15 protein-coding genes and 1 riboswitch are annotated in these 14,305 nt (G+C 65.9%); of the genes, 6 read left to right on the forward strand and 9 right to left on the reverse strand.

From position 1 onward, the window contains the following. Nucleotides 1-26: 26 nt before the first annotated feature. Both msrB and PQ455_RS16820 read left to right on the forward strand, forming a co-directional pair. The gene (msrB, locus tag PQ455_RS16815) at nt 27-425 is read left to right on the forward strand and encodes a peptide-methionine (R)-S-oxide reductase MsrB (RefSeq protein ID WP_273687344.1); all 399 of its coding nucleotides are present in this window, start codon (nt 27-29) and stop codon (nt 423-425) included. A 306-nt stretch (nt 426-731) separates the two neighbouring features. After that, entirely contained in the window at nt 732-2,837 is a 2,106-nt protein-coding gene (locus tag PQ455_RS16820) for a transglycosylase domain-containing protein (RefSeq protein ID WP_273687346.1), read from the forward strand. Between the two features lie 184 nt (nt 2,838-3,021). Here the strand turns inward: PQ455_RS16820 and PQ455_RS16825 are convergent, their stop codons facing one another. The 9 genes from PQ455_RS16825 to PQ455_RS16865 all read right to left on the reverse strand — a co-directional run bounded on the left by PQ455_RS16825 (nt 3,022) and on the right by PQ455_RS16865 (nt 9,857). After that, nucleotides 3,022-3,573 carry a 2'-5' RNA ligase family protein gene (locus PQ455_RS16825; RefSeq protein WP_273687348.1) on the reverse strand — a complete coding sequence of 184 codons (552 nt, stop codon included), beginning with the start codon at nt 3,571-3,573 and terminating at the stop codon, nt 3,022-3,024. 179 nt (nt 3,574-3,752) lie between these two features. Next, on the reverse strand, nt 3,753-4,151 hold the full coding sequence (locus tag PQ455_RS16830; RefSeq protein WP_273687350.1) for a VOC family protein: 399 nt from the start codon (nt 4,149-4,151) through the stop codon (nt 3,753-3,755). 55 nt (nt 4,152-4,206) lie between these two features. Next, nucleotides 4,207-4,398 carry a hypothetical protein gene (locus PQ455_RS16835; protein WP_273687352.1) on the reverse strand — a complete coding sequence of 64 codons (192 nt, stop codon included), beginning with the start codon at nt 4,396-4,398 and terminating at the stop codon, nt 4,207-4,209. A gap of 95 nt (nt 4,399-4,493) precedes the next feature. Beyond that, nucleotides 4,494-5,465 carry a hypothetical protein gene (locus tag PQ455_RS16840; protein WP_273687354.1) on the reverse strand — a complete coding sequence of 324 codons (972 nt, stop codon included), beginning with the start codon at nt 5,463-5,465 and terminating at the stop codon, nt 4,494-4,496. Continuing rightward, a complete protein-coding gene (locus PQ455_RS16845; protein WP_273687356.1) occupies nt 5,462-5,914 on the reverse strand; it encodes a DUF6932 family protein in 453 nt (150 codons plus the stop codon). The genes PQ455_RS16840 and PQ455_RS16845 overlap by 4 nt, the downstream gene beginning before the upstream one ends. A 60-nt stretch (nt 5,915-5,974) precedes the next feature. Then, nucleotides 5,975-7,918 carry a phosphomethylpyrimidine synthase ThiC gene (thiC, locus tag PQ455_RS16850; RefSeq protein WP_273687358.1) on the reverse strand — a complete coding sequence of 648 codons (1,944 nt, stop codon included), beginning with the start codon at nt 7,916-7,918 and terminating at the stop codon, nt 5,975-5,977. Nucleotides 7,919-7,929: 11 nt separating this feature from the next. After that, complete coding sequence (locus tag PQ455_RS16855; protein WP_273687360.1) at nt 7,930-8,340, reverse strand: DUF2065 family protein; 411 nt, start codon at nt 8,338-8,340, stop codon at nt 7,930-7,932. A gap of 47 nt (nt 8,341-8,387) precedes the next feature. Continuing rightward, nucleotides 8,388-8,476, reverse strand: a riboswitch (TPP riboswitch). 234 nt (nt 8,477-8,710) lie between these two features. Continuing rightward, nucleotides 8,711-9,130: a DUF2141 domain-containing protein gene (locus PQ455_RS16860; RefSeq protein WP_273687363.1), complete on the reverse strand. Its 420-nt coding sequence runs from the start codon at nt 9,128-9,130 to the stop codon at nt 8,711-8,713. Nucleotide 9,131: 1 nt separating this feature from the next. Then, a complete protein-coding gene (locus PQ455_RS16865) occupies nt 9,132-9,857 on the reverse strand; it encodes a sterol desaturase family protein (RefSeq protein WP_273691413.1) in 726 nt (241 codons plus the stop codon). 213 nt (nt 9,858-10,070) lie between these two features. Between PQ455_RS16865 and crtY the strand changes: the two genes are divergently transcribed. From crtY to PQ455_RS16885, 4 genes are read left to right on the forward strand one after another with little or no spacing between them, the layout of a single operon-like run. Next, the gene (gene crtY, locus PQ455_RS16870) at nt 10,071-11,258 is read left to right on the forward strand and encodes a lycopene beta-cyclase CrtY (protein WP_273687365.1); all 1,188 of its coding nucleotides are present in this window, start codon (nt 10,071-10,073) and stop codon (nt 11,256-11,258) included. Continuing rightward, a complete protein-coding gene (locus PQ455_RS16875) occupies nt 11,255-12,769 on the forward strand; it encodes a phytoene desaturase (protein ID WP_273687367.1) in 1,515 nt (504 codons plus the stop codon). The genes crtY and PQ455_RS16875 overlap by 4 nt, the downstream gene beginning before the upstream one ends. A 10-nt stretch (nt 12,770-12,779) precedes the next feature. Beyond that, nucleotides 12,780-13,361, forward strand: coding sequence for an LOG family protein (locus PQ455_RS16880; protein ID WP_273687369.1), 582 nt, complete (start codon nt 12,780-12,782; stop codon nt 13,359-13,361). Then, on the forward strand, nt 13,337-14,302 hold the full coding sequence (locus PQ455_RS16885) for a phytoene/squalene synthase family protein (protein WP_273687371.1): 966 nt from the start codon (nt 13,337-13,339) through the stop codon (nt 14,300-14,302). Before PQ455_RS16880 ends, PQ455_RS16885 begins: the two co-directional genes overlap by 25 nt. Nucleotides 14,303-14,305: the final 3 nt, after the last annotated feature.

Genomic DNA, 14,305 nt, shown 5'->3' on the forward strand with positions numbered 1-14,305 from the left:
CCGTGCCGGACACCCACATTCCCCTGATGGCGAAGATGGACCTCCCCGAAACCGAGTGGCGCGAGCGGCTCGACCCCGAACAGTTTCACGTGCTGCGCGAAGCGGGCACGGAGCGCGCCTTCACCGGCCGCTATTGGGACAATCACGACGACGGCACCTATCGCTGCGCCGGCTGCGGTGCGGTGCTGTTCGACAGCGCGACCAAATATGATTCGGGTTCGGGCTGGCCGAGCTTCACCCACCCTTTCGCGGCCGATGCGGTGACCGAGCATGTCGATACGACGCACGGGATGCGCCGCGTCGAGGTGCGCTGCGCCACCTGCGACGGGCATCTCGGCCATGTCTTTCCCGATGGGCCGGGGCCGGAGGGGCTGCGCTATTGCATGAACAGCGCCTCGCTGGACTTCGACAAGCGCGCGAACTGATACTGCCTAACCTCCCCGTTCATCCCGAGCGCAGTCGAGGGACTAGCCGACCGAGCGGAGCCGAGATCGTGTCTGCCATCCACATCTCGGCTTCGCTCGATGCTGACCAGTCCCTCGACTTCGCTCGGGATGAACGGATTGGGATGAGGTCATATACATTGCCCCTCCCCGCCACCATTCGTCGAGCGCGGCTTGTGAGGTGGCGCGGGAACAGGTAACGGGCGGGAGCAACCGATGGCCGCTCCCCCAAAAAAGCCCGCGCGGCGCCAGCCGCCCGCCCCCGCACCCAAGCCGCGCAGACGCTGGATGACCCTCCTCAAGATTGCCGGCTTCGCGATCCTCGGCGCGTTCATCGCGCTGGCCATCGCCGTCGGCGTGACGATGGCGTCGCTGCCCGGCTTCAACGAGCTGAAATCCAGCCCCAACGGCCAGATGGTGCGCGTGCGCGCCGCCGATGGCTCCGTGCTGGTGGCGCTCGGCCCCAGCTATGGCGAGTGGCTGCCTTATGGCGCCATCCCGAAGAACATGGTCGACGCGATGGTCGCGGTGGAGGACCGACGCTATTACATGCACCCCGGCATCGACCCGATCGGCATGGCGCGCGGCACGTATCGCGCCTTCATCAATCGCGGGCAGGGGCGGCGGATCGAGGGTGCCTCGACCATCACCCAGCAGCTGGCGCGCAACATCTTCCTGACGAGCGCCTATGATTTCGGCCGCAAGGCGCGCGAGATCCTGCTGGCGCTGGCGATGGAGCGCAAGTTCACCAAGCAGCAGATCCTGGAGCTGTATCTCAACCGCGTCTATTTCGGCGGCGGCTCCTACGGCATCGACGGGGCCAGCCGGAAATTCTTCGGCCATAGCGCCAGCGAGCTGAGCCTCGCCGAATCGGCGATCATCGCGGGGCTGGTGAAGGCGCCGTCGCATTATTCGCCCACCGCCGACGCGCAGGCCGCGATCGGGCGCGCCGGCGTGGTGCTGGGGCTGATGGTCGAGACGGGCTACATCTCCCCCTCGCAGGCCGCCGCCGCCGATCCGGCCGACGTGCGCCTGGCCCCCGCCACCGCGCAGAACAGCGTGCGCTATTTCACCGACTGGGCGCTGGCGCAGCTCGACGCGCTGGTGGACGAACGCTCGGCGCCGATCGACGTGTGGACCACGCTCGACACCGGCATGCAGCGCGCCGCCGACGCCGCGATCCGGGGCAATACCCCCGATGGCGCGCAGGGTGCGCTGGTCGCGCTCGACCGCGACGGCGGGGTCAAGGCGATGGTCGGCGGCAAGGATTATGTCAGCTCGATCTACAATCGCGCGACACAGGCCGTCCGCCAGCCGGGTTCGGCCTTCAAGCTGTTCGTCTATCTGACCGCGCTGGAAAACGGCATGAAGCCGTCCGACGGCGTGGTCGATCAGCCCGTCACGATCGGCGGCTGGAGCCCGCGCAACAGTTCGGGGCGCTTCTCGGGCCAGATGGACCTGCGCACCGCCTTCGCTTTCTCGATCAACACGGTCGCGGCGCAGATCGGGCAGAAGGTCGGCTTCCAGGCGGTGGCGGACATGGCGCGCCGCTTCGGCATCAGCACGCCGATCAACGTCCACCCCTCGATGGTGCTGGGCTCGTCCGACGTGCGGCTGATCGACATGACGCGCGCCTTCGCCAGCGTGGCCGCGCGCGGCGTCGCGGTCGAGCCCTATGGCATCCTGAAGGTCACGACGCCCGACGGCGTGATCCTGTACGAGCATCAGGCGGACAACAGCCGCGTTCTCGTGGCGCCCTATGTGGCCGACGAGATGACCGACCTGCTCCAGACCGCCGTCAACACCGGCACCGGCCGCGCGGCGCAGATCGGCCGCCCGGTCGCGGGCAAGACCGGCACGACCACCGCCAACAAGGACGGCTGGTTCCTCGGCTTCTCCAGCGGCATCACGACCGGCGTGTGGATGGGCCGCGACGACGCGCGCGCCATCCCCGGCCTGCAGGGCGGCCGCGCCCCGGCGCAGGCCTTCGCGGCCTTCATGGGCCCGGCGACGAGCAAACGCCCGGTCGAGAATTTCCAGACCGAAGTGGTGCTGCCCGACTGGCAGCTCGAGCCCGACGCGGAAGCCTATTATGGCGATCCGGGCAGCGAGGGCAGCGGCGGCGGCGATTATGCCAGCGACCCGATCGGCGGGCTGATCGATGGCCAGGGCAATCCCGCGGGGCCGCCACAGGGGCAGGGCTATCCCGATGGCCCGCCGATCGCCCCGCCACCCCCGCAGGGCCAGCCGCGCGACCCGCAGGGCCGCGATCCCCAGGGCCGGGACTATGGCCGCGACTTCCAGCGCGACCAGGACGGCGCCCGCGGCCAACCCCAACCGCTCGACCAGCGCTGGCTGGACGGCGTGCTGGGCCGCGACGGGCCGCGCCGCTAGAGCGCGGGCGCCGAAGTTCACGAAGTTCGCACCCTACCGGATGGTTTTAGGTGAGGCCGTAGATACGATGCCCTCTCCCACATCCGCCACGTGCTCCGGCGAAGGCCGGAGCCCAGGGTTACAAAGCGCACCGCCTGCCGCCTTCGCCGGAGCACGATGCGGCGTGACACCGAACGCAACCGCCTCACCCATCCGCCGTCACCAACGGCCACCGCCCCAGCACATCATGGCGCTGGTGGCCGATATGGCTGTGGATCAGCACCAGCTCGCGCGCCTGCCAGCTGATCGGCAGGATCGGATCGCGCACCGCGCGCTCTTCGGGCCGCAGAGTGCCGCGCCCGTGATAGGCCAGCGTGATATGCGGCCGGACATCGCGAGGGTCGGGGAAGGGGACACCCTCGCGGCCGAGGGCGCGGCCCAGGCCGCGTTGCAGCCGCTCCACCCCGGCAATCGGCTCGCTCGCGTTCAACAGTACGGACTGCCGCCCGCTGACGAGCTGGTCGAAGACCAGACGGCACGCCCCGAACGCGGCGCGGCCGAGACTGTGCAGCAGCATGGCCACGAAGCGCGGACAAAGGCCGGCGAAATCGCCGATCAGGCCCAATGTGACATGCCAATGTTCGGCCCGCACCGCCCGGCCGGCAACGCGATGGTCGGCGACGAGCCGCCCGATCGCGGCCGCCTCGCCCGTGCCGGGACGCAACGCCAGAAACAGCCGATCGCACCGATGATCCATCGCCGATCCTCTCTCGTGAGTTCGGTTGGCATATAGAACATATGATGAACAAATGCAAGGTCGTTGCGCGGCCGGCAGGCGTCGGGCCCGCGGTGATGTGCACGGCCACGTCCGGCGCGCTCCGTAACCCGGGGTTCCGGCTTTCGCCGGAGCACGGTCAGCGGGGACGCGCCCGGGCCTCAGCCATATTGCACCAGATCCCAGCGGTTGCCGTAGAGATCCTCGAACACGGCGACGGTGCCATAGGGCATGACGGCGGGTTCGCAGACGAAGCGGATGCCGGCGGCCACCATCGCCGCATGATCGCGCGCCAGATCGTCGGTGGCGAGGAACAGGAAGACGCGGCCGCCCGCCTGATCGCCGATGAAGCGCGCCTGTTCGGGCGTGGCGGCGCGGGCGAGGAGGAGCGTCGTGGCGCCGTCGGGCGCGCCGGGCGGCGCGACGACCACCCAGCGCTTGTCCTGCGCCGGCTGGTAGCTGTCCTCGACGAGGGTGAAGCCCAGCGTGCCGACGTAGAAGGCGATCGCCTCGTCATAATCGCGCACGACCAGGGCGACATGCGCGAGCGACTGGATCACCCCGCGCGCCCCGCGCGCCGATCGATCATCGCGGCGCGGCCGGGGCGGGAGTCGCTCAGGGGCATTTGGTGAACTTGCCCTTGTTGGGGCCGGCGGCGACACGGCACTTGCCGTCCTTGCCCTTCACCACGGCGGCGGCGGGCGGGCATTTCACGAACTTGCCCTTGGCATCCTTGCACGGCGGCGCGGCGAAAACCGGCGAAGCGACGAGCGCGGCGAGGGCGAGCGCGACGGGGAGACGGGGCATGAGGATCACTCCGATTTAATTAGGACAGTTCTGCTAGCCGTGATGACCAACCGCTTTTTCCAAAAAAATCATTATATCGTCAGAATTTGTCTTATTTAAATGAGATGCTCAGGCGCTTCTCGGATAATTGATAAAGACGTGACAGACATCAGCCTCGGAATTTCATCATTTGTACGCTCTACGAGCCCCCGAGCCCGAACAGTAGCACCTAATAAATTTCTAGGACTAATATCAACTGTTCGATATGCACATCTCACGTCTCGAACCTGCTCATCTGCTATTCCTCGCAAATCGAATCTGCGAGAATCCAAATCAATTTCTCGGACCTGTCCGATAAATTCGATTTCCTCTCCTCTTATAACTGGCCTATCCAGGCTTTGCCGTATTGCCTTGCGATGCTCATTAGTTAGTTCTGCCGGTGCGCCTTCCGTTCCCGATACCGATACAGCATCTATACCCCTGCGTCCTGTAGGCGATATTCTTTGAACCGCAACTAATGCCGCATCGCGTATTTTTGGATCAACAATAATCTCCGAAACTTCTTCTAAGGAAACTTTATCAGAGTCATGTTCTATAGTATGCGCCACGTCGTCTATAATTTTTAGAGCACGACGTGTTGAGTCAAAAAGGGTGTCAATCTCTCCAAGGACAGGATATTTATTGCTGTCTATCTGCGCTTTTAATCCGAAATATAGGCTACCTCGCGCTATCCCACTTAGGCCGAGATCGACAGATTTAGGTGTGACTCTCCCATCCGCCCAAACACCAAGTATCGCTTTTGTTAAACCCGTGACTTGAGATGTCACATTACTAAATATAGATGTAACAAGTTGCAAATTAGGATCACCATCAAAGGCTACGCCCTCAACTCGTAAAACCAAATCTGACTTATCTCTTACTTCAGCAAGCCTGAGATCACGGTCGTATAAATCGTCCAACATCTTATAATATGATTCGAGCGCAACGCCCATTGTACCATCATTATCCAATGAACGGGCGCGTATATTTGCAATCTGATCAATGATCAGGCGAACTTGCAATCGCACCTGATCGGCCCACACCGTCATCGTGCCACCTTCAAAATACCTTTGCGGACTGTTGGTGCAATGCCGCGGCGAAGTGCTTCCTCAATCCTAACATACTGAAAAAATGCAGAGAAATCACTTCCCAGACCAATCGCAAATGGATAAAAATCGACTGAAAATGTTAATTTTGCAAATTCGTGCTGCTCTGCCCAAACTGCAAACCATTGCTTTTGCTGTTCAGTTGAGCAGCTAGTAACATCCACGATCACGTCGACATCGTTAGGCAGCGGCTTGTCCGTGACGTAACTACCGTCAATCAGGAATGCGGCCGGCCTAGGGAAAGCTGCTGCCCAATCCAAAAATCGCTGAAGCCTTGCCCATATGGCGCTCCGATGCTCATTCGAACATAGAAAAGCCTGTGCCTCAAGGAATGTGCAGTCGTGCACACCTTCAGGCAGCAAGCCGTGTTGATTGAATTGCGGAATTGCCATTGAGATGACGTGCCCCCTCACATCGTCTCAAAGTTATGGCGCAATATTGGGAAGAATCAATCACTCGGCCGCTGGCAGATAAATCTCTCCGCCCTTCTCCCTGAACTTCTCGCTCATCTCGGCCATGCCCGCTTCCGCATCGACGGTCGCTGCGGGGGTGAAGGCCCCTCCACCATTCGGCTTCGCCGAACGGTCCCCCTCCCCTGCCAGGGCAGGGGAGGAACTGGTGGCGGCCAGGAAGGTGTCGGCCTCCGCGTTCTGCTTGGCCGCGAATTCGCGTACCTCCGCCGTGATCTTCATCGAGCAGAATTTGGGGCCGCACATCGAGCAGAAGTGCGCCGTCTTGGCGCCTTCGGCCGGCAGGGTCTGGTCGTGATATTGTTCGGCCGTGTCGGGATCGAGCGACAGGTTGAACTGGTCGCGCCAGCGGAATTCGAAGCGGGCGCGGGACAAAGCATCGTCGCGCAGTTTCGCGGCCGGGTGGCCCTTGGCGAGATCGGCGGCGTGGGCCGCCAGCTTGTAGGTGACCACGCCGACCTTTACGTCATCGCGATCGGGCAGGCCCAGATGCTCCTTGGGGGTGACGTAGCAGAGCATCGCCGTGCCGAACCAGCCGATCATCGCCGCGCCGATCGCGCTGGTGATGTGATCGTAACCGGGGGCGATATCGGTCGTCAGCGGCCCGAGCGTGTAGAAGGGGGCCTCGCCGCACGCCTCGAGCTGCTTGTCCATATTGGCCTTGATCTTGTGCATCGGCACATGGCCGGGTCCTTCGATCATGACCTGGATGTCGTGCTTCCACGCGATCTGGGTCAGCTCGCCCAGGGTGTGCAGCTCGCTGAACTGCGCCTCGTCGTTGGCGTCGGCGATGGAGCCGGGGCGGAGACCGTCACCGAGCGAGAAGGCCACGTCATAGGCCTTCATGATCTCGCAGATTTCCTCGAACCGTTCGTAGAGGAAGCTCTCCTTGTGGTGGCTGAGGCACCATTTCGCCATGATCGATCCGCCGCGCGAGACGATGCCCGTCACCCGCTTGGCCGTCATCGGGATGTAGGCGAGGCGGACGCCGGCGTGGATGGTGAAATAATCGACGCCCTGTTCGGCCTGCTCGATCAGCGTGTCGCGGAAGATCTCCCACGTCAGATCCTCGGCCACGCCGCCGACCTTTTCCAGCGCCTGATAGATCGGCACGGTGCCGATCGGCACGGGGCTGTTGCGCAGGATCCATTCGCGCGTGTCGTGGATGTTGCGGCCGGTGGAGAGGTCCATCACCGTGTCCGCGCCCCAGCGGATCGACCAGACCATCTTGTCGACCTCGTTCGCCACGTCCGACGCGACGGCCGAATTGCCGATGTTGGCGTTGATCTTCACCAGGAAGTTGCGGCCGATCGCCATCGGCTCGGATTCGGGGTGGTTGATGTTGGAGGGGATGATCGCCCGGCCGCGCGCCACTTCGTCGCGCACGAATTCGGGGGTGACGTAATCGGGGATGGCGGCGCCGAAATCCTGCCCGTCGCGGACGAGCTTTTCGCGGAGCGCGGCGCGGCCGACATTCTCGCGGATGGCGACATATTCCATCTCGGGCGTGATGATGCCGGCCCTAGCATAATGCATCTGGCTGACGTTGGCGCCCGGCTTGGCGCGCAGCACGCGGCCACGCACCTGCGGGAAGGGCGGAACGCCGCCCGAGCGATCGGGGCCGAGCTGGCCGTTGTCCTCGGGCTTCACCTCGCGCTGGTCGACCTCCTCGACGTCGCCCCGGCCGCGAATCCAGTCGCGGCGCAGTTCGGGCAGGCCGGCCATGATGTCGATGCGGGCGTTGCCGTCGGTATAGGGGCCGGAGCAATCATAGACGCGCACCGGCGCCTCGCCGGAGGAGGGCTCCAGCGCGATCTCGCGCATGGCGACCCGGATGCCGCCGGGCCCCTCGACATGGATCTTGCGGCTGCCGCGGATCGGGCCGGTGGTAACCTTCATCTCGGTGCGGGCGGGGATATCGGCCATGGGCTGTTCCTTCAGATGAATGCTTCGGCGCGGCCCGTGAGGCCGGCGAGGAAGAGGAGGAGACCGGCGACCAGCGCCACGACCGCCCACGGGCGGGTATGGCGGGCGGCGGCGGTGAGGATCGGGCTGATCCAGTCGGGAAACACGAAGAACAGGGCCGCCTCGAACAAGGCGAGCCAGCCGCATAGCGTGACGATGATCGCCAGCGGATCGCTGAGATGGTGGTGCGGTATCAGGATCGCGGTGCCGACGACGAAGCAGGCCACGCCGAACAGATCGGCGACGGCGGCCGAGGCGGCGATGTCGGCGACGATCTCCTGCCAGCGCGTCGGCAGGCGCAGACCGGAAAGGCCCGCGAGGATCAGGTACAGGCCGATCGCCTCGGCCAGTCGCAGGGTCAGCACGTCGAGCGTGTGGATCACGCCGTTTCCTCGTTTCGAGCACGGACGAGGGGTGCGGTGTGAGCGCGCCCTCCCTCCGCCGGTGTCAACCGGATCAGGTTCGACGGGTCGCGAGGATCGCCTCGCCTCTCAGCCGCCTGTACGCGGCCCCCCGGGGACGGCGCGATGGTAGCGCGCGCGGGCGGCGGGGGCAAATCTTTGTGCGGGCGGGGTTTGGGGATCGGTGGGGCGATCGTGCGGCGTGGCGCTCGCCTTCCACCAAAGCCGCTCATGCTGAGTAGCCACTGAGCTTGTCGAAGTGGCGTATCGAAGCACGCCCGCAGATCCTTCGATACGGGCCTTCGCCAAGCTCAGTCCCTACTCAGGATGAACGGATCGGGTGTGAGGCCCCTCAGAAAAAATATTTCAGCTTCACCGCCTCGTTCACCGCCCCGCCCGTCACCCGGAACTGCGCCGCCGAGAAGCGCGGCGGGCCGAACCACAGTTTCGGATTGCGCGAGAAACCGACGCCCTCCAGCGGGATGCCCAGCCGGGTATCGAGCTTGCCATTGCCATTCTCGTCGTGGAACAGCGCAATGGCATAGGCGCCCGAGGGCAGATCGGCGAAGCTGAGCGCGCCGGCCGCCGCCGGGATGGTCGCGCGGCGCGCGGCGGGGTCTTTTTCGCAGGTGGTCAGCAGGTCGGCGCGCATCGTCATGCAGACCTGCACCAGCCCGGCCTTCGATCGCAGCCCCTCGATATCGAGATCGACCCGGCCGTCGGGCGAAGCGCCGACCAACACCAGCGCGAGAAGGAATGTCGCCAGCCGCATCCTAACCCCCGCGATCGAACCGCCCGAGCCCCTTGTCGGTGCCACAGAGCCGATCCCAGACGCGGAAGTAGAGGCCATAATTGCAGCGATACTCCTGATGGTGGCGCTGGTGGTGGCTGGCGGTGATGAGCCAGCGCCCGGCGCGCCCCTCGACCAGCCAGCGGGGAAACAGCTCCCACCCCATATGGTTGGTCACCCCCATTAGCGTCATGATCGTCAGCACGACAGCCAGAGCGCCGATATGGATCGGAATCACGAAAACCAGTGTCGGGATGACCACAGCGCCGGTCAGCGCCTCCCACGGATGGAACGCCATCGCCGCCCAGGCTGTCGGCGGCCGGCTGGCGTGGTGGACGGCATGGGCGATGCGGAACGGGCGCGGCGCATGCATCCAGCGGTGCGTCCAGTAGAACCATGTGTCGTGCGCGGCGAGATAGGCCAGCACCGACAGCGGCAGCCACCAGATCGGATAGGCATGGACATCGCGATAGACGAGCGTCCACCCGCGCGCCTGCCAGCCCCAGGCGACGATGCCAGCGGGGATGCCGTAGATGGCGGCCGAGGCGAGCGACCAGCTGATCTCGCGGCGGATCTGCCGGTCGAGCCCCCGGTAGAGCCCCGGCTGGCGCACGCGGGTGGCGAGGGCGAAGCCGGCCGAGGCGAGCAGGTAACGCACCCCGACGATCAGGGTCATCGCCAGCGCGGAGAGGAGGATGGCGAGGGTCACGGGGCCATCTGTAGCGCGCCGGATGCGACGGGTCACGGGCACAACGCCTTCCCTCGTCATCGCGGGCGCAGCGACGCGATCCAGCCGCGCGGCACGCGACAAGGGCGGTACTGGATTGCTTCGCTGCGCTCGCAATGACGAACGATGAGCGACGCGGCCGATCGCGGGTGGAAAGAGTATCCCCGCCGCGCGGCGCTTGCTAAGCGGCCGGGGATGGCCGCTTCCGACCCCGTCGACATCCTCATCGCCGGCGGCGGGCTGGCCGGTGGGCTGATCGCACTGGCGCTGGCCGAGCGCCGGCCCGAGGCGCGGCTGCTGCTGGTCGAGGGCGACGACCATCTCGGCGGCAATCACGTCTGGTCCTTCTTCGAAAGCGATATGGCACCCGCCGAACGCGCGCTGGTGGCGCCGCTCGTCGGCCATCGGTGGGACGCTTATGACGTGCGCTTCCCCGCGCACAGCCGAACGCTCGCGTCGCCCTATCGCTCGATCGAGAGCGAGCATTTCGATGCGGTGCTGCGCGCGCGGCTGGGCGATCGGGTGAGGCTCGGCGCGAAAGTGGCGGCGATCGACCCCGGCGGCATCACGCTCGACGGCGGCGAGCGGATCGCGGCGAAGGGCGTGATCGACGCGCGCGGCGCGGCCGACCTGTCCGGGCTCGATTGCGGCTGGCAGAAGTTCGTCGGGCAGGAACTGGTGCTGGCCGCGCCGCATGGCCTGACCCGGCCGATCGTGATGGACGCGACCGTGCCGCAGATCGACGGCTATCGCTTCGTCTACGTCCTGCCCTTCGGCCCCGATCGCCTGTTCGTCGAGGATACCTATTACAGCGACGATCCCGCGCTCGACGAAACTGCGCTGACGGGACGCATCGCGGCTTATGCGGCTGCGCATGGCTGGCAGGTGACAGCCGTAACCCGCTCTGAAAGCGGCGTTCTGCCGGTCGTGGTCTCCGGCGATGGCGCCGAATTATGGGATCCCGGCTCGCCCGGCGTGGCCAAGGCGGGGATGCGCGGCGGGCTGTTCCACCCGACCACCGGCTATTCGCTGCCCGATGCCGTCCGCACCGCCGCGCGCATCGCCGCTCTGCCCGATCTGTCGAGCGCCGCGCTTCACACCACCTTGCGGGATCATGCGCTGACCGCCTGGAAAGACCGGGCTTTCTACCGCCTGCTCGATACGATGCTGTTCCGCGCCGCCGAACCCACGGAGCGCTATCGCGTGCTGGAGCGTTTCTATCGCCTCGCCCCCGGCCTGATCGGGCGTTTCTACGCGGGGCAATCGACCTGGGCCGACAAGGCCCGTATTCTCGCGGGCAAGCCACCCGTGCCGATCGGTCGCGCATTGGGCGCGCTGGCCGGGTTGGGGCCCAAAGCGGGTGGTGGCAAGGGGGACAGATGAAGAAGGCGGCAGTCATCGGCGCGGGGTTCGGCGGGCTGGCGCTCGCGATCCGCCTCCAGGCGGCGGGCGTGGCGACGACGGTGATCGAGGCGCGCGACAAGGCCGGGGGGCGCGCCTATCACTGGCAGCGCGACGGCTTCACCTTCGACGCCGGTCCCACCGTCATCACCGATCCCGCCTGCCTCGCCGAACTGTGGTCCCTGAGCGGCCACAATATGAGCGAGGACGTGACCCTGATGCCCGTCATGCCCTTCTACCGGCTCAACTGGCCCGACGGCACCAATTTCGATTATTCCAACGACGATCCCGCGTTGTTCGCCGAAATCCAGCGGCTGGAGCCGGGTGACGTGGCCGGATACCGCCGCTTCCTCGATTACTCGGCCGGCGTCTATGCCGAGGGCTATGAAAAGCTCGGCCATGTCGCCTTCCTCGATTTCGCGTCGATGCTGAAGGCCGGCCCGCATCTCGCGAAATATCAGGCGTGGCGATCGGTCTATTCGATCGTGTCGAGCTTCGTGAAAAACGAAAAATTGCGGCAGGCGCTGAGCTTCCACACATTGCTCGTCGGCGGCAATCCGATGACGACGAGCGCCATCTACGCGCTGATCCACAAGCTGGAGAAGGATGGCGGCGTATGGTTCGCCAAGGGCGGCACCAATGCGCTGGTGGCCGGGCTGGTGACGCAGTTCGAACGGCTGGGCGGCACGCTGCGGCTGGGCGACAAGGTGGCGGAGATCGAGACGCTGGGCGACCGGGTGACCGGGGTGCGGACCGAAAGCGGCTGGCGCGAGGGTTTCGACGCGGTCTGCTCCAACGCCGATATCGTCCACAGCTATCGCGACCTGCTGAGCGAGAACCGCCACGGCAAACGGGTCGCCAAGGGATTGCAGAAGAAGCGTTTCTCGCCCTCCCTGTTCGTCGTGCATTTCGGGGTGAAGGGCACGTTCCCGGAAATCCCGCACCACATGATCCTGTTCGGCCCGCGCTACGGCCCGCTGCTGGAAGCGATCTACGATACGGGCGTGCTGTCGAACGACTTCTCGCTCTACCTGCACCACCCGACCGCCAGCGACCCGCAGATGGCGCCCGAGGGGCATTCGACCTTCTACGCGCTGGCCCCGGTGCCGCATCTCGGCAAGCTGCCGATCGACTGGGACGCGGTGGGACCGGCCTATGCCGATCGCATCCTCGACGAGGTGGCGCGGCGGCTCAACATCCCGGACCTCAAGGATCGGATCGTCACCCGCTTCGAATATGCGCCGAGCGATTTCGCGAGCGATCTGGCGGCCTTCCAGGGATCGGCCTTCAGCCTCGAGCCGATCCTGACGCAATCGGCCTGGTTTCGCGTGCACAATCGCGACGATGCGATCGACAATCTCTATTTCGTCGGCGCGGGCACGCATCCGGGCGCGGGCATCCCCGGCGTCGTCGGATCAGCCAAGGCGACCGCCAAGCTGATGCTGGAGGATTTGCAGGCCGGCCCGGCGATCCCACGCAAGTCGGCACTGTGAGGGGCGCGGCGTGAAGCGGATCTGCGTCTTCTGCGGGTCGAGCCCCGGCTTCGATCCGGCCTATGCCGAGGCGGCCGGCGCGCTCGGCACGGCGATCGCGGCGGCCAGGCTGGGGCTGGTCTATGGCGGCGCCTCCGTGGGGCTAATGGGGATCGTCGCCGATGCGGCGCTGGCGGCCGGCGGCGAGGTGATCGGCGTGCTGCCGCGCGCGCTGAAGGATCGCGAGCTGGCGCATCATGGGCTGAGCGAATTGCACATCACCACTTCGATGCACGAGCGGAAGGCGAAAATGGCCGATCTGGCCGACGGCTTCGTCGCGCTGCCGGGCGGGATCGGCACGTTCGAGGAATTGTTCGAGGTTTGGACCTGGGGCCAGCTCGGCGACCATGCCAAGCCGGTCGCCCTGCTCGACGTGGCCGGCTTTTACCGGCCGCTGCTGGGCTTTCTCGATAGTGTGGTGGCCGCCGGCTTCCTCCGCGCGGGCCATCGCGAGCTGCTGATCGACGAGAACGATTCCACGCGGTTGATCGCGCGGATGCGGGACTATCGGCCGCCGATGGTGACGAAATGGATCGACCCCAGCGAGCGTTGACCCCCCTGCCCGATCGGACGTGGCTGGTCGCGCAGGCCCGCGACAGTATCGCGCGCGGATCGAAGAGCTTCGCCATGGCGAGCCGCCTGTTCGATCGCGCGACCCGCGAGCGGGCGTGGATGCTCTACGCCTGGTGCCGCGCCTGCGACGATCTGGCGGATGGGCAGGATCTGGGCATGGAGCGCCACGTCGTCGCCGATCCCCACGCGCGGCTGGCCGAGATCCGGGAACGCACCACGACCGCGCTGGCGGGCGGCGCGACCGGCGATCCGGCGTTCGACGCGCTGGCGCAGGTGGTGGCGGAATGCGATCTGCCGGCGCGCTACGCCTGGGATCTGGTGGAAGGCTTCGTGCTGGATACAGAGGGATTTCAGCCGCAATCCGAAGCCGATATGCTGCGCTATTGCTATCATGTTGCCGGTTCGGTCGGCGTGATGATGGCGATCGTGATGGGCGTCGACCCCGCCGATCAGCTGACCCTGGATCGCGCCTGCGATCTGGGTCTGGCATTCCAGCTGGCGAACATCGCCCGCGACATCGGCGAGGATGCCGCCTTCGGCCGCTGCTATCTGCCGGCCGACTGGCTGGCGGAGGCGGGCATCGCCGATGTCGCCGCGATCCTCGATCCGGCCAATGCAGACGCGGTCGGCGCGCTCGGCCAGCGGCTGGGGGCGATGGCCGAACATTATGAGCGCAGCGCCCGGCGCGGAACGCCCGCGCTGGCGCGGCGGCCGGCCTGGGCGGTGTTGTCGGCGGCGGGCATATACGGCGATATCGCGCGGCGGGTTCGCTGGCGGGGGGCCGATGCCCTGCTCAACCGGGTGGTGACAAGCGGCGAGGAAAAGCTCGCATGGGTCATCAAGGCCGGGTTACAAACGCTTGGTCGCCGGGCGCTTTATCCCGACCGGCCACGGGTCGGGCTGTGGACCCGCCCGCGCTGAGCG

Origin of the sequence: Sphingomonas naphthae, from assembly GCF_028607085.1 — a bacterium.
Lineage (GTDB): Bacteria > Pseudomonadota > Alphaproteobacteria > Sphingomonadales > Sphingomonadaceae > Sphingomonas_Q > Sphingomonas_Q naphthae.

Bases quoted from the DNA above. Each gene is read 5' to 3' on its own strand.
- thiC (WP_273687358.1), bottom strand. From the start codon at position 7,918: ATGGCCGATATCCCCGCCCGCACCGAGATGAAGGTTACCACCGGCCCG.
- crtY (WP_273687365.1), top strand. From the start codon at position 10,071: ATGGCCGCTTCCGACCCCGTCGACATCCTCATCGCCGGCGGCGGGCTG.
- PQ455_RS16860 (WP_273687363.1), bottom strand. From the start codon at position 9,130: ATGCGGCTGGCGACATTCCTTCTCGCGCTGGTGTTGGTCGGCGCTTCG.
- PQ455_RS16875 (WP_273687367.1), top strand. From the start codon at position 11,255: ATGAAGAAGGCGGCAGTCATCGGCGCGGGGTTCGGCGGGCTGGCGCTC.
- PQ455_RS16825 (WP_273687348.1), bottom strand. From the start codon at position 3,573: ATGGATCATCGGTGCGATCGGCTGTTTCTGGCGTTGCGTCCCGGCACG.
- PQ455_RS16845 (WP_273687356.1), bottom strand. From the start codon at position 5,914: ATGGCAATTCCGCAATTCAATCAACACGGCTTGCTGCCTGAAGGTGTG.
- PQ455_RS16835 (WP_273687352.1), bottom strand. From the start codon at position 4,398: ATGCCCCGTCTCCCCGTCGCGCTCGCCCTCGCCGCGCTCGTCGCTTCG.
- PQ455_RS16885 (WP_273687371.1), top strand. From the start codon at position 13,337: ATGGATCGACCCCAGCGAGCGTTGACCCCCCTGCCCGATCGGACGTGG.
- PQ455_RS16820 (WP_273687346.1), top strand. From the start codon at position 732: ATGACCCTCCTCAAGATTGCCGGCTTCGCGATCCTCGGCGCGTTCATC.
- PQ455_RS16840 (WP_273687354.1), bottom strand. From the start codon at position 5,465: ATGACGGTGTGGGCCGATCAGGTGCGATTGCAAGTTCGCCTGATCATT.
- msrB (WP_273687344.1), top strand. From the start codon at position 27: ATGGCGAAGATGGACCTCCCCGAAACCGAGTGGCGCGAGCGGCTCGAC.